The organism is Microbacterium sp. P2_F9 (genome assembly GCF_056403635.1).
Genome location: NZ_JBFUFC010000043.1, coordinates 1 through 23271, shown reverse-complemented (window position 1 = coordinate 23271; position 23271 = coordinate 1). Strand labels below are relative to the sequence as shown.

The 23271-nt window shown below is 69.1% G+C and carries 25 protein-coding genes and 2 tRNA genes; 15 read left to right on the top strand and 12 right to left on the bottom strand.

Annotation, left to right across the window (positions count from 1 at the left end):
• The 3 genes from AC1DVT_RS06960 to glgX form a co-directional block, all read right to left on the bottom strand.
• Nucleotides 1–313, bottom strand: a 313-nt coding sequence (locus AC1DVT_RS06960; RefSeq protein WP_477387658.1) for a GlgB N-terminal domain-containing protein, incomplete at its 3' end; no start/stop codon positions are given.
• On the bottom strand, nucleotides 310–2394 hold the full coding sequence (locus AC1DVT_RS06955; protein WP_477387656.1) for an alpha-1,4-glucan--maltose-1-phosphate maltosyltransferase: 2085 nt from the start codon (nucleotides 2392–2394) through the stop codon (nucleotides 310–312). The genes AC1DVT_RS06960 and AC1DVT_RS06955, both read right to left, overlap by 4 nt.
• A gap of 53 nt (nucleotides 2395–2447) precedes the next feature.
• Nucleotides 2448–4535, bottom strand: coding sequence for a glycogen debranching protein GlgX (glgX, locus tag AC1DVT_RS06950; RefSeq protein WP_477387654.1), 2088 nt, complete (start codon nucleotides 4533–4535; stop codon nucleotides 2448–2450).
• A gap of 108 nt (nucleotides 4536–4643) precedes the next feature.
• On the opposite strand from glgX, the gene AC1DVT_RS06945 reads away from it, so the two are divergent.
• From AC1DVT_RS06945 to AC1DVT_RS06920, 6 genes are read left to right on the top strand one after another with little or no spacing between them, the layout of a single operon-like run.
• Nucleotides 4644–5873: a cysteine desulfurase family protein gene (locus AC1DVT_RS06945; protein ID WP_477387652.1), complete on the top strand. Its 1230-nt coding sequence runs from the start codon at nucleotides 4644–4646 to the stop codon at nucleotides 5871–5873.
• A gap of 9 nt (nucleotides 5874–5882) precedes the next feature.
• Complete coding sequence (gene mnmA / locus AC1DVT_RS06940; protein WP_477387650.1) at nucleotides 5883–6980, top strand: tRNA 2-thiouridine(34) synthase MnmA; 1098 nt, start codon at nucleotides 5883–5885, stop codon at nucleotides 6978–6980.
• A 49-nt stretch (nucleotides 6981–7029) separates the two neighbouring features.
• Nucleotides 7030–9297: an NAD-dependent DNA ligase LigA gene (gene ligA / locus AC1DVT_RS06935; protein ID WP_477387649.1), complete on the top strand. Its 2268-nt coding sequence runs from the start codon at nucleotides 7030–7032 to the stop codon at nucleotides 9295–9297.
• 50 nt (nucleotides 9298–9347) lie between these two features.
• Nucleotides 9348–9842 carry a DUF4262 domain-containing protein gene (locus AC1DVT_RS06930; protein WP_477387647.1) on the top strand — a complete coding sequence of 165 codons (495 nt, stop codon included), beginning with the start codon at nucleotides 9348–9350 and terminating at the stop codon, nucleotides 9840–9842.
• Between the two features lie 38 nt (nucleotides 9843–9880).
• Nucleotides 9881–10141: a type II toxin-antitoxin system Phd/YefM family antitoxin gene (locus AC1DVT_RS06925; protein WP_477387645.1), complete on the top strand. Its 261-nt coding sequence runs from the start codon at nucleotides 9881–9883 to the stop codon at nucleotides 10139–10141.
• A gap of 17 nt (nucleotides 10142–10158) precedes the next feature.
• Entirely contained in the window at nucleotides 10159–10542 is a 384-nt protein-coding gene (locus AC1DVT_RS06920) for a PIN domain-containing protein (protein ID WP_477387643.1), read from the top strand.
• Here AC1DVT_RS06920 and AC1DVT_RS06915 read toward each other — a convergent pair.
• On the bottom strand, nucleotides 10539–12245 hold the full coding sequence (locus tag AC1DVT_RS06915; protein ID WP_477387641.1) for a long-chain-fatty-acid--CoA ligase: 1707 nt from the start codon (nucleotides 12243–12245) through the stop codon (nucleotides 10539–10541). The two genes, AC1DVT_RS06920 and AC1DVT_RS06915, sit on opposite strands and share 4 nt — an antisense overlap.
• A gap of 68 nt (nucleotides 12246–12313) precedes the next feature.
• Between AC1DVT_RS06915 and gatC the strand changes: the two genes are divergently transcribed.
• Genes gatC through gatB form a run of 3 tightly spaced genes read left to right on the top strand, consistent with a single transcriptional unit; the run spans nucleotide 12314 to nucleotide 15692 of the window.
• The gene (gene gatC, locus AC1DVT_RS06910) at nucleotides 12314–12613 is read left to right on the top strand and encodes an Asp-tRNA(Asn)/Glu-tRNA(Gln) amidotransferase subunit GatC (protein WP_457098437.1); all 300 of its coding nucleotides are present in this window, start codon (nucleotides 12314–12316) and stop codon (nucleotides 12611–12613) included.
• Nucleotides 12610–14160: an Asp-tRNA(Asn)/Glu-tRNA(Gln) amidotransferase subunit GatA gene (gatA, locus tag AC1DVT_RS06905; protein ID WP_477387639.1), complete on the top strand. Its 1551-nt coding sequence runs from the start codon at nucleotides 12610–12612 to the stop codon at nucleotides 14158–14160. Before gatC ends, gatA begins: the two co-directional genes overlap by 4 nt.
• Nucleotides 14160–15692, top strand: coding sequence for an Asp-tRNA(Asn)/Glu-tRNA(Gln) amidotransferase subunit GatB (gene gatB / locus AC1DVT_RS06900; RefSeq protein WP_477387637.1), 1533 nt, complete (start codon nucleotides 14160–14162; stop codon nucleotides 15690–15692). Before gatA ends, gatB begins: the two co-directional genes overlap by 1 nt.
• 21 nt (nucleotides 15693–15713) lie before the next feature.
• Here the strand turns inward: gatB and AC1DVT_RS06895 are convergent, their stop codons facing one another.
• The gene (locus tag AC1DVT_RS06895) at nucleotides 15714–16103 is read right to left on the bottom strand and encodes a RidA family protein (RefSeq protein WP_477387635.1); all 390 of its coding nucleotides are present in this window, start codon (nucleotides 16101–16103) and stop codon (nucleotides 15714–15716) included.
• Between the two features lie 94 nt (nucleotides 16104–16197).
• Here AC1DVT_RS06895 and dinB point away from each other — a divergent pair, with 94 nt between their 5' ends.
• From dinB to AC1DVT_RS06880, 3 genes are read left to right on the top strand one after another with little or no spacing between them, the layout of a single operon-like run.
• A complete protein-coding gene (dinB, locus tag AC1DVT_RS06890; protein WP_477387633.1) occupies nucleotides 16198–17457 on the top strand; it encodes a DNA polymerase IV in 1260 nt (419 codons plus the stop codon).
• A gap of 45 nt (nucleotides 17458–17502) precedes the next feature.
• On the top strand, nucleotides 17503–17823 hold the full coding sequence (locus AC1DVT_RS06885) for a hypothetical protein (protein WP_457098442.1): 321 nt from the start codon (nucleotides 17503–17505) through the stop codon (nucleotides 17821–17823).
• Nucleotides 17798–18391 carry a nucleoside/nucleotide kinase family protein gene (locus AC1DVT_RS06880; RefSeq protein ID WP_477387632.1) on the top strand — a complete coding sequence of 198 codons (594 nt, stop codon included), beginning with the start codon at nucleotides 17798–17800 and terminating at the stop codon, nucleotides 18389–18391. The genes AC1DVT_RS06885 and AC1DVT_RS06880 overlap by 26 nt, the downstream gene beginning before the upstream one ends.
• Nucleotides 18392–18393: 2 nt before the next feature.
• Here AC1DVT_RS06880 and AC1DVT_RS06875 read toward each other — a convergent pair whose 3' ends face one another.
• From AC1DVT_RS06875 to orn, 5 genes are all read right to left on the bottom strand, one after another.
• Nucleotides 18394–18909, bottom strand: coding sequence for a DUF2017 family protein (locus AC1DVT_RS06875; protein ID WP_477387630.1), 516 nt, complete (start codon nucleotides 18907–18909; stop codon nucleotides 18394–18396).
• Nucleotides 18906–19196, bottom strand: coding sequence for an ATP-dependent Clp protease adapter ClpS (clpS, locus tag AC1DVT_RS06870; protein ID WP_477387628.1), 291 nt, complete (start codon nucleotides 19194–19196; stop codon nucleotides 18906–18908). Before clpS ends, AC1DVT_RS06875 begins: the two co-directional genes overlap by 4 nt.
• Before the next feature lie 8 nt (nucleotides 19197–19204).
• Nucleotides 19205–19552 carry a metallopeptidase family protein gene (locus tag AC1DVT_RS06865; RefSeq protein ID WP_457098446.1) on the bottom strand — a complete coding sequence of 116 codons (348 nt, stop codon included), beginning with the start codon at nucleotides 19550–19552 and terminating at the stop codon, nucleotides 19205–19207.
• 28 nt (nucleotides 19553–19580) lie between these two features.
• A tRNA-His gene (locus AC1DVT_RS06860) sits at nucleotides 19581–19656 on the bottom strand.
• A 38-nt stretch (nucleotides 19657–19694) separates the two neighbouring features.
• On the bottom strand, nucleotides 19695–20321 hold the full coding sequence (gene orn / locus AC1DVT_RS06855; RefSeq protein ID WP_477387626.1) for an oligoribonuclease: 627 nt from the start codon (nucleotides 20319–20321) through the stop codon (nucleotides 19695–19697).
• A 66-nt stretch (nucleotides 20322–20387) separates the two neighbouring features.
• Here orn and AC1DVT_RS06850 point away from each other — a divergent pair.
• A tRNA-Arg gene (locus tag AC1DVT_RS06850) sits at nucleotides 20388–20460 on the top strand.
• Between the two features lie 111 nt (nucleotides 20461–20571).
• On the top strand, nucleotides 20572–20784 hold the full coding sequence (locus tag AC1DVT_RS06845; RefSeq protein WP_457098448.1) for a methyltransferase: 213 nt from the start codon (nucleotides 20572–20574) through the stop codon (nucleotides 20782–20784).
• 21 nt (nucleotides 20785–20805) lie between these two features.
• Here AC1DVT_RS06845 and yczE read toward each other — a convergent pair whose 3' ends face one another.
• Entirely contained in the window at nucleotides 20806–21408 is a 603-nt protein-coding gene (gene yczE, locus AC1DVT_RS06840) for a membrane protein YczE (protein WP_457098449.1), read from the bottom strand.
• Nucleotides 21409–21470: 62 nt separating this feature from the next.
• Between yczE and yczR the strand changes: the two genes are divergently transcribed.
• Entirely contained in the window at nucleotides 21471–22895 is a 1425-nt protein-coding gene (gene yczR / locus AC1DVT_RS06835) for a MocR-like transcription factor YczR (RefSeq protein ID WP_477387623.1), read from the top strand.
• 1 nt (nucleotide 22896) lies between these two features.
• On the opposite strand, the gene AC1DVT_RS06830 is transcribed toward yczR, so the two are convergent.
• A complete protein-coding gene (locus tag AC1DVT_RS06830) occupies nucleotides 22897–23160 on the bottom strand; it encodes a hypothetical protein (protein WP_457098451.1) in 264 nt (87 codons plus the stop codon).
• Nucleotides 23161–23271: the final 111 nt, after the last annotated feature.

Below are 23271 nucleotides of genomic sequence, written 5' to 3'. Positions count from 1 at the left end.
GCGTCGGGGTGTGCCGGTACGGGTCGTCGGCGMTGAAGTCCGGCCCGTCCTGGTAGGTCGTGACGAGGTTGTACGCGCCGGCCTCGCCCGCACGCGTTCCCTCCCAGATGCCGGAGCGCACGTGCTCGAGCGGCACCTCGGTGCCGTCGGCGAAGACGGCGGTCACGCTCTGCGCCAGTGGCCGGCGGGCCCGGACGGTCCACTCGGCGGCGCCCTGCGCGTCCGATCCGGGATGGATGCCGAGCACAGCGTGCGGATCGTGGTGGGAACCGGCGGCGACCGCGTCGATCAGATGGTCATCGAGCGGGGTCATCGTGGCTCCTTGACGTGGAGGATGTGCACCGGCTCGGCGAAGGCGTCGAGCCGGACGAAGTTGTGATCCGACCAGGTCCACTGCTCTCCGGTGAGCAGCTCTTCCACCTCGAACGGCTCGCCGGGGGCGACGCCCCAGATCCGGGTATCCAGGTGGACCATCGTCTGGCGCACCGAGTGCGGGTCGACGTTCGCGACGACGATGATGGTGTCGGCCTTGCCGGTCGGCGAGAGCGCGGCGTCGATGTGCTTGGAGTAGACGAGCACGGCATCGTCGTCGCTCCAGTGCGCGGTGAAGGTGCGCAGCTGGCCGAGCGCGGGATGGGCGCGGCGGATCTCGTTGAGCCGGGTGAGGAAAGGAGCGAGCGAGTTGCCGCGGGCTTCGGCGCCGGCCCAGTCGCGGACCTTGTACTCGTACTTCTCGTTGTCGATGTTCTCCTCGGCGCCTGGACGTGCGACGTTCTCGAAGAGCTCGTATCCCGCGTAGACGCCGTAGAGCGGCGCGCCGGTCGCCGCGATCGCCGCACGGATCCGATACGCGGGCTTCCCTCCGAATTGCAGGTACTCGGTGAGGATGTCCGGGGTGTTCACGAAGAGGTTCGGCCGCAGGTAGTCCGCTGTCTCGTGTGCGATCGATCCGAGGAACTCCTCGAGCTCTTCCTTGGTGTTGCGCCACGTGAAGTAGGAGTAGCTCTGCTGGAATCCGGCTGCGGCGAGACCGCGCATGGGTGCAGGGCGGGTGAAGGCCTCGGCGAGGAACACGGCATCCGGCTGCGCCGCCGTCACGGTGCCGATCAGCCATTCCCAGAACTGCAGCGGCTTGGTGTGCGGATTGTCGACGCGGAAGATCTTCACGCCCTGTGCGATCCAGTGGCGGACGACGCGCAGCACCTCGGCGCGGATCCCCTCGGGGTCGTTGTCGAAGTTGATCGGATAGATGTCCTGGTACTTCTTGGGCGGGTTCTCGGCGTACGCGATCGAGCCGTCGGGCAACGTCGTGAACCACTCAGGGTGCGCCGCCACCCAGGGGTGATCCGGGGCCGCCTGCAGCGCGAGGTCGAGCGCCACTTCCAGCCCCTCGGCCCGGGCCGCCCGCACGAAGGCGCGGAAGTCCGCGAGCGTGCCGAGGTCGGGGTGCACCGTGTCGTGACCGCCCTCGGCAGCCCCGATCGCCCACGGCGAGCCCGGGTCACCGGGCTGCGGGTCGAGCGTGTTGTTCGGGCCCTTGCGGTTGAGGCGCCCGATCGGGTGGATCGGCGGCAGGTAGAGCACGTCGAAGCCCATCGCGGCCACCGCGGGGAGCCGCTTGATGGCGGACCGGAAGGTGCCGCTCTTGATCGAGCCGTCCTTCAGCCGGCGCGCGCCCTCGGAGCGGGGAAAGAATTCGTACCAGGCTCCGACGCCCGCGCGCTCACGCTCCACCAGCAGCTCGAGGCGAGGGCCGATCGTCGTCAGGGTTGCCATCGGACGGTCGGCGAACAGACGGGCGATCGCAGGGTCGCGCACGATCACGAGGGCCCCGGCGTCATCGACGCCGTCGTCGCGCAGGCGCGCCGCGGCATCCTTCAGCACCCGTCGCTCGGCKAGGGGGCGGGCCTTCTCGGCGGCAGCGCGGTCGAAGAGGAGGGCACCGGACTCGCGCATGAGCGCGACGTCCACGCCCGCCTCGATCTTGAGATCGGCGGCGTGCTCCCACGTGGCGAAGTCGTCGTTGAACGTCTCGAACCGGAAGGACCAGACCCCCTGTTCGAGGGGTGCGATCGCGGTCTCCCAACGGTCGAAGCCATCGTGCAGCGCCGTGAGCCGATGCAGGGATTCGTCGCCGGAGGGGGAGAAGAGGCGCACGTGCACGCCGATGACATCGTGACCCTCGCGGAACGCGGTCACCCGGAACGGAATGACCTCGCCGACGTATCCCTTCGGCCGGAAGCCACCGCCGGGCACCGCGGGAGCGGGCAGCAGCTGCGGTACGCGTCCGGTGTACGTGCCGACTTCAGCCCGCTCGGCAATCGCAGGTCGGACGGGGATGGCGGAGATGCTCCGCCAGGACGGGGCGTGCGCGCCGCGCGAAGTCGTGACCACTCCTTGAACCTACCGTGCGGCGAATGACGATGACAGTGACGGCAGGCGCGACGTCATCCGTCGGCGCGGAAGAGGTGCATCGAGGTGCCGGGGAGGCGCACGACATCGCCGGGCAGATGCAGTGGGCGCTCATCTGCAGGCCGTTCGTCCGCGCTCGACCAGAGCGACACGTAGGAGGTGACTCCGTCGATCTCCGGGAGGGTCACCGCGGTGGCGCGCTCGGTCCCGTGGACCATGAGCAGGATGCGGTTGAAGTCCTCATGCTGGGGAGTGGATGTCGCGACATACTGCAGCGTTCGGTGCTGCGGGTTCGTCCAGCGCTCGATCGACATCGTCTCGCCGTTCTCGTCGTACCAGTCCATGTCCGATGCCGACGGGGTGGGTTCGTCGAGGCGTGCGAATCGGCTCGGTCGGAGGGCGGGGTTGTCGCGGCGCAGGGCGATGAGCCGCTGGACGTGGGCCGCCAGATCGTCCTGCCACGGGGCGTGGTCCCAGGAAAGCCAGGTGAGTGCCGAATCGTGGCAGTACGCGTTGTTGTTGCCCCGCTGCGTGCGCGCGAACTCGTCACCCGCGGTGAGCATCGGAATCCCGGCGGAAAGCAGGAGCGTGCCGAGCAGATTGCGCATCGCCCTGCGGCGCGTCGCCAGAACCCCCTCGTCCTGGGTCGGTCCCTCGGTGCCGTGGTTGAAGGAGCGGTTCGTGTCCGCTCCATCGCGGTTGTGCTCGCCGTTGCCGAGGTTGTGCTTGACGTCGTACGAGACCAGATCGTGGAGGGTGAATCCGTCGTGGGCGGTGATGAAGTTGACGCCCGCGAGGGGGCCGCGTTCGGCGCTGAAGGTGTTCGCCGAGCCCGCGAGGCGGTTCGCGAAGCCGCCGACGCCGACCGGAGAGACGGAGGCGCGTCGGGCGTAATCGACGTCGCTGAGCCAGAAGTTGCGGACGCGATCGCGGTACCGGTCGTTCCATTCGATCCAGCCGTCGGGAAAGTTCCCCGTCTGCCAGCCGCCCATGCCGACGTCCCATGGCTCGGCGATCATCTTCACTCCGGCAAGCGTGGGATCCTCGACGATGGCCTGCAGCAGCGGATGCTCCCTCGTGTAGGAGTGCGCTTCGTCCCGGCCGAGCGTCGCGGCCAGGTCGAAGCGGAAGCCGTCGATCTGCAGGTCGTTCGCCCAGTACCGCAGGGAGTCCAGCACGAGCCGTGCCGCGGCATCCGTCGCCGTATTGATGGAGTTGCCGCACCCGGTGAGATCGATGTACGCGCCGTCGTCGTGCTGGCGGTAGTACGACTGATTGTCGATGCCGCGGAAGCTCGAGCGGGGCTCGCCGATCTGCAGTTCGGCCGTGTGGTTGTACACGACGTCGAGGATGACCTCGAGTCCCGCCTCGTGCAGGAGCTTGACCATGCCCTTGAATTCGCGGAGCACCGCCTCGGGACCGCGGAGGCGGCTCTCGAGCGTGGCGTACGGGGCATGCGGTGAGAAGAAATTGAGGGTGTTGTATCCCCAGTAGTTCACGAGACCGTGCTGAAGCAGCCGCGGCTCGGTCGCGAAGGTGTGCACCGGCAGGAGCTCGATGCTCGTGATCCCCAGAGTGTGGAAATGCTCGATCATCGCCGGGTGGGCGAGGCCGGCATACGTGCCGCGGAGCGCGGCGGGCACCTGCGGGTGCCGCTTCGACAGGCCCTTCACGTGTCCCTCGTAGAGCACCGTGCGGTCCAGCGGGACCGCGGGCTTGCCCACTCCGCCCCAGTCGAACCCCTCATCGATCACGAGCGATCTGCGCTCCTCGGTGCCGCCGCGGACGACGCCCTTCGAGTAGGGCTCGATGAGGATGGTCTCGGGGTTGAAGAGGTTGCCGGCGCCGAGGGGACCGTCGACGCGCACTCCGTAGGGAGTGCCCGGGCGAAGGAGCGGCGTTGTGACAGTCCAGACGTCGCCCTCCGTCCGTTCCAGCGGCAGGACGACCGTGATCCAATCGAGGTCGCTTTCGTCGAAGATGACGAGCTCCACCGCGGACGCGTTCGCGGACCACACGCGCAGTCTGCCCCCGTCGGCCGTGAGTGTGACGCCCAGATCGTCGAGGTCTGGGCTGAGCAGATCGTCGAGTGCGCGCTGGGCGAGGGGGTCGGCACTGGCCATGCGGACTACCATAACTGTGCTGTGAGTCGCAGACGTTACGAGACCCGATGCCGGAGTTCCTGGGACTCGGGCCGGGAGCGATGAGCGTGGGGAAGGGCGGAGAAGCGGATGCCGGTCTATCTCGATCACGCCGCCACGACGCCCATGCGCGCCGAGGTTCGCGAGGCGTGGCTGAAGGCGGCCGAGACCGTCGGGAACCCCTCATCCATTCACGGGGATGGACAATCGGCGCGCCGCCTGCTCGAAGAGTCGCGGGAGAGGCTGGCCGAGACCCTCGGCTGTGATGCCATCGAGGTCGTCTTCACCTCCGGGGGCACCGAGTCGGTGAACCTCGCGCTGAAGGGGCTGTGGTGGTCGCGGCAGCCCGGTCGCGCCGCCTTCGTCCTCCCGGACGGCGAGCACCACGCCACCCTCGACACCGCCGAGTGGCTGGCCGCCCACGAGGGGGCAGACGTCCGCGCGGTCGGCCTCGATCGGCAGGGCCGCATTCCCGTTGATGCGTTCGCGGCTGCGCTCGACGGCGCGGCGGCCGCCACCGCTCTCGTGGCGAACAACGAGGTGGGCACGGTGAACGACGCGGCCGCGCTGGCGGCGGCATCCGCTGCGGCTGACGTTCCCCTGCATCTGGACGCGATCGCCGCGTTCGGCCACCTCCCTCTGAACTTCTCCGCGTGGCGTGGCGCGGCTCCGAGCGGATCTGGCTTGGTCGCGTTGAGCGTGGCCGCGCACAAGCTCGGCGGTCCGGTGGGTGTCGGAGCGCTGGTCGCGGCGCGCTCCGCGGGGCTGGCGCCGCTGCTGCACGGCGGGGGTCAGCAGCGCGGACTGCGCGCGGGCACCCAGGACGTCGCGGGCGCCGCCGCGTTCGCCGTCGCCGCCGAGCTCGCCGTCGCCGACCTCGCGCAGGAGACCGCACGCCTCACGCAGCTGCGCGACCGCCTCGTGCAGGGGGTGCGCGACCGGATCCCCGACGCCGAGCTGCTGGGCGACCCGGTCGACCGGCTGGCCGGGAATGCGCACCTGCACTTTCCCGGTGCACCGGGGGAGTCCATCCTGTTCCTCCTGGATCACGCCGGAATCTCGGCCTCCACCGGATCTGCGTGCCAGGCGGGTGTCGCGGAGCCGTCGCACGTCGTGCGGGCGCTGGGGCGATCCGACGCCGAGGCCCGCCAGGTGCTGCGCCTCACCCTCGGCCGCACGTCCACCGTGGACGATGTGGATGCCGTGCTCGCCGCGCTGCCCGGAGCCGTCGAGCGGGCTCGGGCTGCGGCCGCCGGATCGAGTGCCCGCGAAGCGGGTGTATCGAGATCATCCGGCACCCGCTCAGCAGCGGGTTCGTAGACTGGGTTCATGCGGATCCTTGCGGCGATGAGCGGCGGTGTCGATTCCGCCGTTGCGGCGGCGCGTGCCGTCGACGCCGGCCACGATGTCGTCGGCGTGCATCTGGCACTGTCGCGTGCGGGCGGCACGCTGCGCACGGGCAGTCGCGGGTGCTGCACGATCGAGGATGCGATGGATGCCCGTCGTGCCGCGGACCGCCTCGGGATCCCGTTCTACGTCTGGGATTTCTCGGAGCGCTTCCGCGACGACGTGATCGACGACTTCGTCGCGGAGTACCGCGCCGGCCGCACCCCGAACCCCTGCATGCGCTGCAACGAGAAGATCAAGTTCGCGGCGCTGCTGGAGCGCGCGATCGAGCTCGGCTTCGACGCGGTGTGCACGGGCCACTACGCGGCGCTCGTCGATGGCGTCGAAGGTCGGGAACTGCACCGGGCATCGGATGCCGCGAAGGACCAGTCCTACGTGCTCGGCGTGCTGACGGCCGAGCAGCTCGCCCACACGTACTTCCCCCTCGGTGCGACGCCGTCCAAGGCCCTCGTGCGCGCCGAGGCCGAGGCACGCGGACTGACGGTGGCGCAGAAGCCGGACAGCCACGACATCTGCTTCATCCCCGACGGGGACACCCGCGGCTGGCTCGCCGACAAGGTGGGCGCCGAGCGGGGGGAGATCCTGGATCGCTCCGGCGCGGTCGTGGGGACGCACGAGGGTGCGCACGCGTTCACGGTCGGGCAGCGGCGCGGACTCTCGCTCGGCGTGCCCGCCGCGGACGGCAAACCGCGTTTCGTGCTCGAGGTGCGTCCGATCTCCAACACCGTCGTGGTGGGTCCGAAGGAGGCGCTCGCGTGCGCCGAGATCGCGGGGGAGCGATTCACCTGGGCGGGGCGCGCTCCGGCAGCCTCGCAGTTCTCGTGCCATGTGCAGATCCGCGCGCACGCCGACCCGGTGCCGGCGCACGCCTCGCTCGCGGGGGGCATGGTCACTGTCGTCCCCGAGACGCCGTTCGACGGGGTCGCCCCTGGGCAGACGGCGGTGCTCTACGACGGCACCCGCGTCATCGGCCAGTTCACCATCGACCGCACGGTCTCGGCGGTTCCCGCGGCGGTGTGAGCGCGCTTCGCCCCGTGTGAACGTCGGAGGCCCTGCCTAAACTGGCCAAGTGGCAGCAGGAGACACGACCGATCTCGCCGAGCTCGAGGCGCTGAGCCTCGAGGAGGCCAGAACCCAGGTTCAAGGGCTCATCGAGCGCATCATCGACGCGCGCGACGCGTATTACGGGCGGGATGCCGAGCTCGTCGACGATGCGACCTACGACGGCTGGATGCACCGGCTCGAAGCCCTCGAACGGCTGCACCCGGAGCTGCAGGGGCAGGACTCGCCGACGCTGAGCGTCGGGGCGGCCTCCGGCACCCTCTTCGCCCCGGTCGAGCACGCCGAGCGCATGCTGAGCCTCGACAACGTCTTCAGCGACGAGGAGCTGCTGGCCTGGGCCGCGAAGGTGCAGCGCGACGCCGGCCGGCCGGTGCACTTCCTGTGCGAGCTCAAGATCGACGGGCTGGCGCTGTCGCTCCGCTACGAGCGCGGGCGACTGGTGTCCGCGGCCACCCGCGGCGACGGCCGCGTCGGCGAAGACGTCACCGAGAACGTGCGGCGGCTGAACGGCATCCCGCACGTGCTCGCGGGTGATGGCCATCCCGACCTGGTGGAAGTGCGCGGCGAGGTGTTCTTCAACGTCGCCGACTTCGAGTCGCTCAACGCCTACCAGGAGAAGGCGGGTGATCGGCTCTTCGCGAACCCGCGGAACGCGGCATCCGGGTCCCTGCGGCAGAAGTCCGAGGGCAAGAACGAGCGCCAGCTGCAGGCCATGCACGAACGGCTCTCGCGGCTGCGCCTGACCGTGCATGGGATCGGCGCCTGGCCCGACCCGCCGGTGTCGACGCAGAGCGAGGTGTACGCCCTGCTCGCCTCGTGGGGGCTGCCGACGAGCGCCTACTTCCGGGTCGCGGACTCACCCGCCGGCGCCGATGAGTTCATCCGGCACTACGGCGAGCATCGGCACGACGTCGAGCACGAGATCGACGGCGTCGTCGTCAAGGTCGACGAGCTCGCGCTGCACGACGAGCTGGGCGCCACGAGCCGCGCGCCGCGCTGGGCGATCGCCTACAAGTACCCGCCCGAGCAGGTCAACACCAAGCTGCTCGACATCGTCGTCTCGGTCGGTCGCACCGGCAGGGCGACGCCGTTCGCCGTGATGGAGCCGGCGCGCGTGGCGGGCAGCGTCGTCCGGCAGGCGACGCTCCACAATCAGGACGTCGTCAAGGCGAAGGGCGTTCTGATCGGCGACACGATCGTCATCCGCAAGGCGGGAGACGTCATTCCCGAAGTGCTCGGGCCGGTCGTCGAGCTCCGCGACGGCACCGAGCGGGCCTTCGTCATGCCCGCCGCATGCCCGGAGTGCGGCTCGCCGCTGGCGCCGTCGAAGGAAGGCGACATCGATCTGCGGTGTCCGAACGCACGCTCGTGCCCGGCCCAGGTGCGTGGCCGGGTGGAGCACATCGGCTCGCGCGGGGGGCTCGACATCGAGGGTCTGGGCGAGGTCTCGGCGGCGGCGCTCACTCAGCCCGTCCGCCCCGAGGTGCCGCCGCTGCCGACCGAAGCCGGCCTCTTCGACCTTCGCCCAGAAGACCTCTTTGGGATCGATGTCGTCGTGCGGGACGCCGAGACCGGGCTGCCGCGGCTGCTCGAGGATGGTGAGCCCGATACGCGCTCGCCGTTCCGTCGGCAGCGGAAGAAGTCAGACACTCCGTTCGACCCCGATGGCGCGTTCGACGGCGACGCGACCCACATCCTCTCCGCTTCGGCGACGCAGCTGCTCGCGAACCTCGAGATCGCCAAGACGAAGGACCTGTGGCGCTTCCTGGTCGCGCTGAACATCCGTCACGTCGGTCCCGTGGCCGCCCGGGCGCTTGCGCAGTGGTTCGGCTCAGTCGCGGCGATCCGGGCGGCCTCACGTGACGAGCTGGCCGCGGTCGAGGGCGTGGGCGGGATCATCGCCGACTCGCTGATCGACTGGTTCGCGGTCGACTGGCATCGCGACATCGTCGAGCGCTGGGCCACGGCGGGCGCGCAGCTCGCCACCCCCGGTCACCCTGGACCCGGCGCATCCGTGGTCGAAGGCGGACTGCTCGATGGACTCACCATCGTTGCGACCGGCGCGCTCGAGGGCTATTCCCGCGAGGGCGCGCAGGAGGCGATCATCACGGCAGGCGGCAAGGCCGCCTCGAGCGTGTCGAAGAAGACCGACTTCGTCGCCGCCGGCCCTGGTGCCGGGTCGAAGCTCGCGAAGGCCGAGGAGCTCGGCATCCGGATTCTGGATGCCGCGCAGTTCCACCTGCTTGTCACTCAAGGGCCGGCCGCGCTCGACTGAAGTGTCGTAGGTATGTTCTAATCTCGAGTTCCTCGAGAAAGGAACTGAACATGACCATTGCACACGACCCCGCGATCCAGGCCTGGCTCGACCAGGAGGACAAGCGTACCGCACAGACGATCCGCACCCATGGCACGTGCGTCGAGTACATCATCGGTGACATGCGCGCCAAAGAGACGCCGTTCGCCTACACGGTGGGGCTCTGGGGGATGGGGCACCCCGAACTCCTCGTCTTCGGTCTCGACATGCGCACTGCGACTCTGCTGCTCAATGACGTCTCCGCCCGGGTGCGGGCGGGCGGCGATCTCGTCGCCGGGGCCCTTCTCACGTTCGAGGGGTGGGCTCACCGCGCCACCGTGGAGACCCTCCCGAATCCCGCGGAGATCCTCTTCGCGGCCAACCGCTTCTATCAGCGCCCCGACGAATACTCCGTGGATGCCTTCCAGCTCACCTACGACGACCGCCACGGCCGGTTCCCGTGGGAAGACGGCTACGACAACGCCGCGTGGATTCAGCCGCGCCCCGGCAAATTCCGGGCCGATTGAATGTGCTACGCAGACCTACGGAGCGCTACACTGCCGATATGGCAGAGATTCCGGTGCGGGAACTGCGAAACGATACGGCAGCCGTGATCCGACGTGTCGAGGCAGGTGAGGACGTCACGATCACGGTCCACGGGCACCCGGTCGCTCGCCTCATCCCTGTCGACTCGAGGCGACGGCGCCCGATTCCATGGCGAGAGTTCGTCACTCGTATGCCGAAGAACCAAGCTGATCCGGGCCTGCGCGAAGAGCTGCGGGAACTGGCGGGCGAGATGACCGATGAGGCGGGCATCGAGTGGTGAGCGGATCGAAGGTCGGAGTGGCGGACACATCGGTTTTGGTCGCGCACGAGGTGGGTCACCGGCTCGATGAGTCAGCCGACATCGACCGTATCGTGACCACGGTCGTCACCCTCGCCGAGCTGGAACTCGGCGTGCTGGCGGCAGCCGATGTCGAGACACGCGCGCGCCGCCTCGCCACGCTCGACCGCATCGCCGATATCGAGGTTCTCGAAGCGACCTCTGGGGCCGCACACGAATGGGCACGACTCCGACTCTTCCTGCGTGAGCACGGCAGACGGATGGAGGTGAACGATCTCTGGATCGCGGCGATCGCCGCCGCGAACAACCTGCCCGTTGTCACGCAGGATGCCGACTTCGACGCGCTCGATGGCGCACCGGGGGTTGCCGTGATGCGGGTCTAGGTGCCGGAGTTGAGGCGCAGCAGCGACTCGCGCACCTGGCGGCGCAGCACCTTGCCGATGAGCGACTTCGGCAGCTCATCGACGACGAAGATGCGCCGCGGCACCTTGTACGGGGTGAGGATGCCGMGGGAGAACTCGCGGATCGCCTCGACGTCCAGCTCGCCCGCGCCGGGCGACAGGACGATCGCCGCGACGACCTCTTCACCGGACTTTGCGTTGGGTAGTCCGACGACAGCCGCATCCTCCACGTCCGGGTGCTGGCGCAGCGCGTTCTCGACCTCGGTGGGTGCGACGTTGAAGCCGCCGGTGATGATGAGCTCCTTGATTCGGTCGACGATGCGCACGAAGCCCGCCTCGTCGATCGTGACGATGTCGCCGGTGCGGAACCAGTCACCGATGAAGACCTCCGCGGTCTCCTCGGGCTTGCCGTAGTAGCCCTTGAACACCTGGGGTCCGCGCACGAGCAGCTCACCGCGCTCGCCAGGCGCGACATCCGTCGTCGGATCGTCGGGATCGACGACMCGGCACTCCGTGGCCGGCAGAGGGAGACCGACCGTGCCGGGCACGCGACTCGTGGCGACCGGGTTCGCCATGAGCACCGGCGAGCACTCGCTCAGTCCGTAGCCTTCGACGAGGAACCCGCCCGAGTTGGCCTCGAACGGAACGACGAGTTCGTGCGGGAGGGCCATCGCGCCGGAGATGGCGACCTCGGTCCCCGCGAGGGAGATCCCCTTCTCGTTGGCCGCGCGCAGGAGCCGCTCGGCGATCGGGGGGACGAGGGGAAGGAAGGTCGCGGGATGCTTCTTGGTGACTTCGAGCACGAGGTCGGGGTCGAACTTCGGGAACAGCACCAGCCGGGCACCCATCGACATCGCGAAGGTCAGGCACAGCGTGAGTCCGTAGGCATGGAACATCGGCAGGACGGCGTAGACGACGCAGCCTTCGCCGCGACGGATCGATGGCACCCACGCGCGCGCCTGCTCGACGTTCGAGAGCAGGTTGCGATGCGTGAGCGCCGCACCCTTCGGAGTGCCCGTGGTGCCGCTCGTGTACTGGATGATCGCGAGATCGTCGGTGCCGGGCTTGGGGTGGGTGGCCGGAAGCGGCGCCGTTCCGGTCATCTCCTCCCAGGAGATCGCGCCGCTGACACGTGTGGTGAGAGCCTCCCGAGACTCCCGGGCCTTGGCGATCGGCAGGCGCAAGGCGAGTTGCGTCAGGAGGGGCATGGCCTTCGTGACGTCGACGGAGATGAGGGTCGAGACCTGCAGATCGGCCGGGAACTCCTGCACGGTCGCGACGACCTTGCTCCACACGATGGCGTGCTTGGCGCCGTGATCCTCGAACTGCTTGCGCAGCTCACGCGGCGTGTAGAGCGGGTTGTGCTCGACCACCACGGCCCCGAGCCGCAGGATCGCGTAGAAGGCGATGATGTGCTGCGGGCAGTTGGGCAGGACGATCGCCACAGGGTCGCCTGCGCCCACCCCACGCGCCTTGAGACCGGCGGCGACGCGGTCGATCGCCTCCTGCATCGCGCGGTAGCTGGTCTCGCGGCCGAAGAACTGCAGCGCGGTCGCGTCCGGGTAGTCGCGCACCGACGCCGCCACGACATCGAGGAGCGATCCCGTCACCGGTTCGAGGTCGGCCGGGACGCCTTCGGCATAGCTGGCAATCCAAGGGCGAGKAGGCTCATATGTCGTCGTCACGGCCACAGCCTAGCCTCGCGGGTGGCCGCCCCACAGGGCGCCCAGCGGTGACCGCCTAGACTTGTCTGGTGTCTGAAATCACCCCTGATCTCGTGCGCCATCTCGGTGTGCTCGCCCGGATCCAGCTGGACGACGAGGAGGTCGAGCGCCTCACGGGGCAGCTCGACGTGATCGTCGACAACATCGCGAAGGTCTCCCAGGTGGCGACCCCCGATGTGCCGGCGACGAGCCACCCGATCGCCCTGCAGAACATCTTCCGCCCCGATGAGGTGGGCGAAATGCTCACCCTCGCGCAGACGCTGCAGAATGCGCCGGATGCCGCGGATGGCCGTTTCCGCGTGACCGCGATCCTGGGGGAGGAGCAGTGAGCGATCTGATCAGGCTCACCGCCGCGGACCTCGCGGCGAAGCTCAGTTCCGGCGAGGTCTCGAGTGTGGAGGCCACGCAGGCGCACCTTGACCGGATCGCAGCCGTGGACGGCGACATCCATGCCTTCCTGCACGTGAGCGACCACGCACTCGACGTCGCAGCAGACATCGACCGCCGGCGCGCCGCGGGCGAGGACGTCGGGCCGCTGGCCGGCGTGCCGCTCGCGATCAAGGACGTGCTGGTCACGACCGACATGCCCTCGACGAGCGGTTCGAGGATCCTCGAGGGCTACCTTTCGCCGTTCGATGCGACCGTCGTCGCCCGCGCTCGTGCCGCGGGGCTCGTGCCGCTCGGCAAGACCAACATGGACGAGTTCGCGATGGGCTCGTCGACCGAGCACTCCGCATACGGTCCGACGCACAACCCCTGGGATCTCGATCGGATTCCCGGTGGCTCCGGCGGTGGGTCCGCCGCGGCTGTGGCGGCCTTCGAAGCTCCCCTCGCCTTGGGCTCGGATACCGGTGGCTCGATCCGCCAGCCGGCCCACGTCACCGGCACCGTCGGCATCAAGCCGACCTACGGCGGCGTGAGCCGCTACGGTGCGATCGCACTCGCGTCGAGCCTCGATCAGGTCGGGCCGGTCACACGCACGGTGCTCGACGCCGGGCTCCTCCACGACGTCATCGGCGGCCACGACCCGCACGACTCGACCTCGCTCACCGACGCGTGGCCCTCGTTCGCCGAGGCCGCCCGCGAAGGAGCGCGCGGCGATGTGCTGCGCGGCCTGAAGGTCGGCGTCATCCGCGAACTGCCCGACAGCGGCTTCCAGTCAGGCGTCTCCGCGTCGTTCCGGGCCGCGCTCGCCACGATGGAGGCGCAGGGCGCCGAGATCGTCGAGATCAGTGCTCCGCACTTCGAATACGGAGTCGCTGCGTACTACCTGATCCTCCCCGCCGAGGCATCCAGCAATCTGGCCAAGTTCGATTCGGTGCGCTTCGGCATGCGGGTCACGCCGCACGCCAACGCGACGGTCGAAGAGGTCATGGCGGCGACCCGCGACGCCGGCTTCGGCGACGAGGTCAAGCGCCGCATCATCCTCGGCACCTACGCACTGTCGGCCGGCTACTACGACGCCTACTACGGCTCCGCGCAGAAGGTCCGCACGCTCATCCAGCGGGACTTCGATGAAGCCTTCGCGCAGGTCGACGTGATCGCGACGCCGTCCGCGCCCACCACCGCGTTCAAACTCGGCGAGAAGATCGACGACCCGCTGCAGATGTACCTCAACGACGTCACCACGATTCCAGCCAACCTCGCCGGCGTCCCCGGGATCTCCATCCCGTCCGGGCTCGCCGAGGAGGACGGCCTGCCGGTCGGCATCCAGTTCCTCGCGCCGGCTCGTCAGGACGCCCGCCTGTACCGTGTCGGGGCGGCCCTCGAGGCGCTGCTCGTCGAAAAGTGGGGCGGGCCGCTGCTGGATCGGGCGCCCGTGCTTCGACAGGCTCAGCAAACGGTCGAGGCGCACGCGACAGAAGGGGGACGCTGATGGCCAAGGCCGCACTCATGGACTTCGACGAGGCGCTCTCGCGCTTCGAGCCCGTGCTCGGGTTCGAGGTGCACGTCGAGTTGAACACCGAGACCAAGATGTTCTCCGCCGCTGCGAACCCGGCGCACTCCCGCAACCACGGCGCGCAGCCCAACACGCTCGTCGCCCCGGTCGACCTCGGTCTGCCGGGCTCACTGCCCGTGGTCAACGAGGAGGCCGTGCGCTACTCGATCAGCCTGGGCCTCGCGCTCGGCTGCTCGATCGCGCCCTCCAGCCGGTTCGCCCGGAAGAACTACTTCTACCCGGACCTCGGCAAGAACTATCAGATCTCGCAGTACRACGAGCCCATCGCCTTCGAGGGATCCGTCGACGTGGAACTCGCCGACGGCACCACCGTCACGGTTCCGATCGAGCGGGCGCACATGGAGGAGGATGCCGGCAAACTCACGCACGTCGGAGGCTCGACCGGCCGCATCCAGGGTGCCGAATACTCGCTCGTCGACTACAACCGCGCGGGCGTGCCGCTCGTCGAGATCGTCACCAAGGTCATCTACGGAGCCGAGCACCGCGCACCCGAGATCGCCAAGGCGTACGTCCAGACCATCCGCGACATCGTGATCGGCCTCGGCATCTCCGACGCCCGCCTGGAGCGCGGCAACCTGCGCTGCGACGCGAACGTGTCATTGCGTCCGCGCACCGCCGAGGGTGAGCCGGCTGCACCGCTCGGCACGCGCACCGAGACGAAGAACGTCAACTCGATGCGCTCCGTCGAGCGTGCCGTCCGCTACGAGATCCAGCGTCAGGCGGCCATCCTCGCCGCGGGCGGCACGATCACCCAGGAGACGCGGCACTGGCATGAAGACACCGGCACGACCTCGCCGGGTCGTCCGAAGTCGGATGCCGACGATTACCGCTACTTCCCCGAGCCTGATCTGCTGCCGGTCGCGCCTTCCCTCGAACTGATCGAAGAGCTGCGCGAAGCGCTGCCCGAGCCGCCGGCCGTGCGGCGTCGCCGCCTGAAGACGGACTGGGGGTTCACCGACCTCGACTTCCAGGGCGTGGTCAACAGCGGGCTGCTCGTCGAAGTCGAGGCCACCGTGGCCGCGGGCGCCACGCCTGCCGCCGCTCGCAAGTGGTGGACTGGCGAGATCGCCCGCATCGCCAACGCGACCGATCGCGAGCCGGCCGAGCTCGTTTCGGTGGCTGACATCGTCGCGCTGCAGTCGCTCGTCGATTCGGGCGCGCTCAACGACAAGCTGGCCCGTCAGGTGCTCGAGGGCGTCATCGCAGGGGAGGGGACCCCGCAGGAGGTCGTCGACGCTCGCGGTCTCGCTGTGGTCTCGGACGACGGCGCGCTCATCGCGGCCATCGACCAGGCGCTCATCTCGCAGCCCGACGTGCTCGAGAAGATCCGCGACGGCAAGGTTCAGGCCGCCGGAGCGGTCATCGGCGCGGTGATGAAGGCGATGAAGGGCCAGGCGGATGCCGCGCGCGTGCGCGAACTGGTCCTCGAGCGCGCCGCGACGCTGTGATCGGCGCCGGAACGGCCTGAATCAGGTCGTGAACGCCATGGCACTGATCTCGACCAGGGCGCCGTCCGGGCCGAGATCAGCGACCTGAAGCACGGTGACGGCTGCGGGATGCGGTCCCCATACCTCGCCGACCACGGGAAATGCCTCCGCGATGTCGGCGGGAGCGACGAGGTTGACGTTCATCGTCACCACGTCGGCCGGCGTCGCGCCGGCCGCCTCGAGGACGGCGATGAGGTTCAGCAGCGCCTGACGGGTCTGGCTCGGGAGGTCGTCTGCGACGATCGCGCCTTCGCTGCCGACGCCGTTCTGCCCGCCGACGAAGACGAATCGACCTGGTCCTTCGACGATGACCCCCTGGCTGAATGCCGGGTTCTTGTGAAGTGAGTCCGGGTTCACGTGAGTGACGGTCATGCCTGCTCTCCTTCGATCGGTGTGCGACCAGGCTCCCACCGGCCACCGACACAGGGAAGCGGTGCATGTCACCGGGGAAGGGCAGAATCGAACCATGGGACGCGGCGATGGATCAGGCCGGATCGTCTCGCTGGAGGGCGCCGACGACACCGGAGCCGGCATCCTGCACGTGGACATGGACGCGTTCTATGCCTCCGTGGAGGTGCTCGATGACCCGTCGCTCCGCGGCAAGCCCATCATCATCGGGGCGCCCGAGAGCCGCTCCGTGGTGTCGAGCGCCTCGTATGAGGCGCGTCGCTTCGGGGTGCGGTCCGCGATGCCGGTCAGTCAGGCGCTGCGCCTGTGCCCGACGGCGATCGTGGTGCTCCCGCACTTCGACCGCTACCTCGAGATGTCCGCCCAGGTCATGAAGATCTTCCGCGACGTGACGCCCCTCGTCGAGCCGCTGTCGATCGACGAGGCGTTCCTCGACGTGCGCGGCGCCCGACGATTGTGGGGGAGTCCGGGCGAGATCGCCCTGACGCTGCGGCGCCGCGTGAAGGACGACACCGGACTCACCTGCAGCATCGGCGTCGCGGCCACCAAGCACGTCGCGAAGATCGCCTCCACCGTCAGCAAGCCCGACGGTCTGCTGATCGTGGCCGAAGCCGACACCGAGGCGTTCCTGCGTCCGCTGTCGGTCCGCGCGCTGTGGGGGATCGGACCGAAGGCCGCCGAGGCGCTGGACGGTCGCGGCATCCACACCGTCGCCGATGTGCTCGACACCCCGCGTCCGGTGCTCGAACGTGCGCTCGGCCCGGCGATGGGCGCCCGGATCTGGCATCTCGCGCGCGGCGAGGACCCGCGCCGGGTCGACACCCATCACGTCGACAAGAGTGTCGGCCACGAGGAGACGTTCCATGAGGACATCTCCGATGACGCCGTCCTGCGCTCGGAACTGCGTCGCCTCGCCGACAAGGTGGGCGCACGCCTGCGCGCACAGGGGTGGGAAGCCGGCACGATCGCGATCAAGGTGCGCTTCGCGGACTGGACCACGATCTCACGCTCGCAGACGCTGCCGGAGCCGACGGCCGTCGGCCAGCGGATCGGGGATGCCGCGCACGAGCTGTTCGCGTCGATCGAGCTGGCGCTGCCGGTGCGCCTCATCGGCATCCGCGCCGAGAAGCTGCGTCCGGGCGGCTCGGCCGCGCTCACCCTGTGGGACGACGACGAGGACTGGCGTCGCATCGAAGGCGCGCTCGACGGCGCAGCGGCCCGATTCGGGCGCGGCGCGGTCACCCGCGCGACCCTCCTCGGCAAGGGTCGAGGTGGAGGCACGCTGCCCTCCAACCCGCGACCGCCCGCGGGAGAGTGAGACGCGCCTCTGGGCAGGTGCGGGCTCGACCGGTAGCGTGGTGGCATGCCCAACATCGCACTCGAGCTCGGCAAGCAGTCCGCGTCCTTCGGCGTCAGCAGCGCCTATGGCGAGGCGAGAGAACTAGACGGCGTCACGCTCATCCCTGTCGCCCTGACCTGGTCGGGGTTCGGCGGCGGCTCCGACGAAGTCGGGAACGGCGGGGGCGGTGGCGGCGGATGGTCTGTTCCCCTCGGCGGATACGTGCGCAAGGGAGACGACCTGCGGTTCGAGCCGAACATCGTGTCGCTCGTCGCCGTCGCGATCCCGTTCGTGTGGGTCGTGGGTCGCACCCTCAGCCGTGTCATCCGCGCACTCAAGAGGTAATCCCGACCCGCTCGCCGCCGCATTGGATGCTGCGGCGACGCGCATCCTCGACGCGGTGCGCGGGCTGGGCGCTTCCAATCCGGTGGTGCTCATCGACGGCCGCAGCGGCGCGGGCAAGACGACGCTCGCGCGCGAACTCGTCGCACGCTGGCCCATGCACGGCCGTGTGCAGCTCGTCGCACTCGACCAGGTCTACCCCGGCTGGGACGGGCTGCAGGACGGCGTGGAGGCCGCACGGGAGCTCATCCTGACGCCCCATGGCCGTGGCATCCTCGGGGTCTGGCAGCGGTGGGACTGGGAAGGCTCCGCTTATGCCGAAGCGCACGCGGTCGACCCGTCGCTGCCTCTGATCGTCGAAGGGTCCGGCCTGCTCACTCCGACGACGGCGCGACTGGGGGACGTCCGAGTCTGGCTCGAAGCTCCGGCGGACGCGCGCAAGCGGCGCGCGCTCGCGCGCGACGGCGAGACGTATCGACCGCACTGGAACCAGTGGGCCGAGCAGGAGGAGCGCCACCTCTCACGTGACGATCCCCAGCGTCACGCGACGCACGTGTTCGCGATGCCCTGAAGTCAGAACATCTCGTCGGCTGCGCGCACAAGACCGTCGAGGCGGAATCCGAGCCAGTCATAGATCCCGAAGCGCGGATCGTCGCCATCGTGATCCTCCTCGGTCGTGATGCCGAGGCGGGAGGCGAGGACGAGGCGCAGCGCGGCCAGCGTGCGCAGCCACGCCTGCAGGTCTTCGGGATCCAGCCGGAGCTGCATCACTTCGAGCAGCGTTGCGTCGGAGGGGTCGGTGATGGACCCTTCCGCCGGAAGGCCCGGGGTCTCGTGCAGACTCGCGAGCACCCGAGCGGCATCCGACTCTCGCCGGTCGAGCAGGTCGCGCTGCGTCAGCCCGCGGAACTCCTGGGCAGCCTCCCGATCGTCCGTGTAGCCGTCGGGGACGAGCCTCGCGATCGCGGGATCTTCGGGCGCGCCGTCGTCGGCACCCTGAATGAGCTCTTCGAACTGCGTGACCAGGCCGGCCAGGTGGGCGGCTTCCATCCGGGTCAGTTCGAGGACGGTCGTGCGCTCGCCGGTCATTCAGGCGCCTTTCGAACGGTGGCCCACAGGCCGTAGTCGTGCATCGCGTGCACGTGGAGTTCCATCTGCTCGCGCGGGCCCTCCGCGACGACGGCGTGGCCTGCGTTGTGCACGGCCAGCATGAGGCGCTCGGCCTCGGGGCGTGAGTAACCGAAGTACTCGCGGAAGACGTGCACCACGTAGCTCATGAGATTCACGGGGTCGTTCCACACCACGGCCTGCCATGGGCGGGCGGCGGCGTGCTGCGAGTCGAGGTGCACCCGCTCGGACGTCTCCGATTCGAGCATTGCGGAAATCATGCCCAGCCCAACTCGTGGAGGCGATCATCATCGATCCCGTAGAAGTGGGCGATCTCGTGGACGAGGGTCGTGTGGATCTCGTCGCGCAGCTCGTCCTCCGAGTCGCACTCGGCAAGGTGCGGTTCCCGGAAGATGATGATGCGATCGGGGAGCTCGCCGATGCCGTAGCGCTCCCGCTCGGTGAGCGCCCAGCCGTCATACAGCCCGAGGAGGTCGAGGCTGCCGTCTTCCGGCCGATCCTCGACCACGAAGACGATGTTGTCGAGACCGTCGACCATGTCATCCGGAAGCTGATCGAGTTCGTCGATGACGAGCTGCTCGAACGCCGCGGCATCCATGATCATCGTTCGCCCGCCGGTTCAACGGTGAAATTGGGGTGAGTAACGGGGCTCGAACCCGCGACATCGGCCACCACAAGGCCGCGCTCTACCAACTGAGCTATACCCACCATGTCTTCCCACCTGCGCGGGCGACCAAACGATTCTCTCACACCCGCGCGGCGAACGCGGACACCACGGATGCCGCGGCCGCACGGGCGCCGTCGCTCGTCGGGCCCGGCTGCGGCACGAAGACCGCCTGGCGGTAGTACGCGAGCTCGCGGATCGATTCACGGATGTCGGCGAGCGCGCGGTGGCCACCGTCCTTGCCAGGGGCGTGGATGTAGGCGCGGGGATACCACCGGCGCGAGAGCTCTTTGATGCTCGAGACATCGATGTTGCGGTAGTGCAGCCAGCGATCGACCCGCGGCATGTACTTCGCGAGGAACATGCGATCGGTGCCGATCGTGTTGCCCGCGAGGGGTGCCTTGCCCTGCAGGGGAACGAAGCGCTGGATGTACTCCAGCACCTGGAATTCGGCGTCGGCGGTGCTGACGCCCTCGGGGATCTCATCGAGGAGTCCTGAGCTGGCGTGCATGTCCCGGACGAACTCGCTCATATGGGTCAGCGCGGAGTCGTCGGGACGGATGACGATCTGGAAACCGGCATCCACGGCGTTGAGCTCGAAGTCTGTGATGACGACGGCGATCTCGACGAGTTCGTCGACTTCGAGATCGAGTCCCGTCATCTCGCAGTCGATCCAGACGAGACGATCGTTCTCGGAAGCGCCCACCATGGTACCCATCCTAATGATGCGCTCCGACAGGGGCGGCGCGGGGCATCGTCTACCCTGGAGATGTCAGCCCCCGTAGCTCAGTGGATAGAGCAGCGGCCTTCTAATCCGCTGGTCGCAGGTTCGAATCCTGCCGGGGGCACACTGCAGGGATTCTCGGTCGGTTCCTCCCGGAATCCTGAGACCTTCGCGCGGCGCATGGCGGTCTCGGGTTGCGAGGCATACCGTCGAGTCATCCGAAGGGAGTTCGACGATGAGCACGACCGAGTCGCACCATTCGCTCTGGGTCGCCTATGGCGAATCCGGAGTCGTCGGCAGCATTCGCAAGGAAGACGACGGGTACCGGGTGACGATGGCCGGGGCATCCGAGCCGTCGGGAACCTACCCCACCATGGAGATCGCGAAGAGCGCGCTGCACAGCCATCTGACGCCGGGAAGCGACTGGCCGCAGTTCCGCGAGCACTGACCTCGACCTGAGGTCGGACGATCATGTCCGCGCGGGCACCCGCTGCGGTGCGCGTTGCGTGTCCAGGAGCGGAAGTGCGACGTGGACCAGCGGCCCGATCGCGGCCGCGAAGAGCACGGTGCCGATCCCGACGTTTCCGCCGAGCAGCCAGCCCGCGATGAGAACCGTCACCTCGACGAGCCCTCGGCACGCCCAGATCGGCCAGCCGAGGCGGGCGTGCATGCCGGTCATCAGCCCGTCGCGCGGACCGGGTCCGAAGCGCGCGCCGATGTAGAGGCCGGATGCCAGCGCCACGAGCAGGATTCCGCCGACCAGCGTCGCGATCTGAGCGGGCAGACCGTGGACCGGGGGGATGACCCAGAGGGCCACCTGCATGCTGGTTCCCACCAGCAGGATGTTCGCGATCGTCCCGACGCCCGGCTTCTGGCGCAGGGGGATCCACAGCAGCAGCACGAGGAACCCGATGATGTTGGTCACCCAGCCGATGCCGATTCCGGTGTGCAGCGAGACGCCCTGGGCGAAGACCGTCCAGGGATCCACGCCGAGCCCTGCCTCGATGGTCAGGGCGCAGCCCGTCCCGTAGAGGGCGAGCCCGATCAGCAGTTGGAGTACTCGGCGCGTCATAGCCACCATCCAATCGCACTATTGGCATGGGCATAGCAGGCCAATTCGACTAATGTGGCCGCATGGATTCCCGCATCTCCGCTCGTGCGCTCGCGGCCGCTCTCGGCGGGTGGCGCACGCGCGAGCCCGCCTATGAGGCGCTGGCCGACGGCATCCGTCTGCTCTGCCTCGACAACCGGCTCGCTCCGCGCACGGTGCTCCCCGCGGAGCGTGAGCTGGCGGCAGCTCTGCGTCTCAGCCGCAGCACGGTGACCGCGGCATACCGCAGCCTGCGTGACACCGGACATATCGCGAGCCTGCGCGGATCGGGCAGTGTCACCCTCGCGCTTCAGCGACGGGACCCGGGCAGCCACGCCGGCGGCGAGGGAGCGATCGATCTGCAGCAGGCGAGCCCCCCAGCCTGGCCTGGTTTGGCCGGTGTCATGGCGGAGGTGGCGCTCGATGCGGCATCGCTCGTCGCCCGCTCCGGCTACGACGTGCTCGGGAGCCTCGAGCTGCGCTCGGCGATCGCCGCTCACTACGAGAGCCGCGGGCTCCCGACCGACYCGGGTGACGTCATGGTGACCACGGGGGCGCAGTCCGCCATCCATCTGCTGGCGTCCGTCGTGCTCGGCCGGGGTGATCGCCTGGTCATGGAGACACCGACCTACCCGCACGCGGCCGACACCTTCCGCCGCGCGGGGGCCCGGCTGGTCGGGGTGCCGGTGACGACCGGGCACGGCTGGGACCTCGATCGTGCGGAGCAGGCTTTCGCCCGCACGCTTCCCGCTGCGGCATACCTGATGCCCGACTTCCAGAACCCCACGGGCCGCTCCATGACGGCCACGGAGCGAGCGGCGTTCCTGCACGCGGCCGAGCGAGCCGGAACGGTACTGATCTTGGACGAGACGACGGGCGACCTCGACATCGACCGCGGGCCGGTCGAACGGGGATTCAGCGACGGCGATCCGGCGCTCGTCGTGCGGATCGGCTCCCTGGGCAAGACAGTCTGGGGCGGACTGCGGGTCGGCTGGATCCGCGGGCAGAGCGAACTCATCCGCCGGCTCGTGGCAGCGCGTTCGGCGCACGACCTCGGCACCCCCGAGTTCGAACAGGCCGTTGCCGCCAGGGTGCTGCCTCGATTCACCGAGATCGCGGCGCAGCGTTCCCACCTGCTGCGCGCCGGTCGCGACGCAGCGGCGGCAGCACTGGCGCGCCGTCTCCCCGAGTGGAGCGTTCCGGACACCGGCGGGGGAGTGTCGCTGTGGATCGAGCTCGACGCACCGCTGAGTCCCGCCCTGGTCATGGACGTCCGCCCCCGTGGGCTGCTCCTGTCGGCGGGCCCGCGATTCGCGGTCGACGGCGGGCACGATCGCCATCTGCGGCTGCCTTTCACCGCGTCGCCCGAGGACCTCGAGAAAGCGGTCGACATCCTCGCCGACGCGTGGCCCCACGTTCGAGCGGGTGCGCCGGTCGTGGCCAGCCATCACCTGGAATCCGTGGTCTGATTCAGCGCGCGAATCGCAGACACTCGATCGCATCGTCGGCCGACCAGAACTCGCCGAGTTCGCGGAACGTCCGCGACGCGGTGTGGAACCGTCGTGCCCGGTATCGCACGCCCTGTCGCTGCGCGCTTGCCTGCAGGTGCCCGATGACGCGGCCACTTGCATCGACGACACGCCAGAGCGCKGGCGCCGCGGAAGTGAGGCGCACCGGCGTGTCCGCAGCGAGCGGCGGCTGACTCTCCAGCTTCGGATCGGAGGACTCCCACATGATTTCCTCTCCCTTCGATTCGAAGATATGTGCGACCTCCGACATTCGATCCGCTCCTCCCCACGGACCCACTCACGTCGCCTGGTCCACATGAGCGCGGCTCGCCATTCG

Coding starts and splice junctions, on each gene's coding strand:
- AC1DVT_RS06945 (WP_477387652.1), top strand. CDS start 4,644: ATGCCGGTCTATCTCGATCACGCCGCCACGACGCCCATGCGCGCCGAG.
- orn (WP_477387626.1), bottom strand. CDS start 20,321: ATGGTGGGCGCTTCCGAGAACGATCGTCTCGTCTGGATCGACTGCGAG.
- clpS (WP_477387628.1), bottom strand. CDS start 19,196: ATGCTCGAATCGGAGACGTCCGAGCGGGTGCACCTCGACTCGCAGCAC.
- dinB (WP_477387633.1), top strand. CDS start 16,198: ATGGGACGCGGCGATGGATCAGGCCGGATCGTCTCGCTGGAGGGCGCC.
- AC1DVT_RS06875 (WP_477387630.1), bottom strand. CDS start 18,909: ATGACCGGCGAGCGCACGACCGTCCTCGAACTGACCCGGATGGAAGCC.
- mnmA (WP_477387650.1), top strand. CDS start 5,883: ATGCGGATCCTTGCGGCGATGAGCGGCGGTGTCGATTCCGCCGTTGCG.
- AC1DVT_RS06930 (WP_477387647.1), top strand. CDS start 9,348: ATGACCATTGCACACGACCCCGCGATCCAGGCCTGGCTCGACCAGGAG.
- AC1DVT_RS06895 (WP_477387635.1), bottom strand. CDS start 16,103: ATGACCGTCACTCACGTGAACCCGGACTCACTTCACAAGAACCCGGCA.
- AC1DVT_RS06865 (WP_457098446.1), bottom strand. CDS start 19,552: ATGATCATGGATGCCGCGGCGTTCGAGCAGCTCGTCATCGACGAACTC.
- yczE (WP_457098449.1), bottom strand. CDS start 21,408: ATGACGCGCCGAGTACTCCAACTGCTGATCGGGCTCGCCCTCTACGGG.
- AC1DVT_RS06925 (WP_477387645.1), top strand. CDS start 9,881: ATGGCAGAGATTCCGGTGCGGGAACTGCGAAACGATACGGCAGCCGTG.
- glgX (WP_477387654.1), bottom strand. CDS start 4,535: ATGGCCAGTGCCGACCCCCTCGCCCAGCGCGCACTCGACGATCTGCTC.
- AC1DVT_RS06885 (WP_457098442.1), top strand. CDS start 17,503: ATGCCCAACATCGCACTCGAGCTCGGCAAGCAGTCCGCGTCCTTCGGC.
- AC1DVT_RS06845 (WP_457098448.1), top strand. CDS start 20,572: ATGAGCACGACCGAGTCGCACCATTCGCTCTGGGTCGCCTATGGCGAA.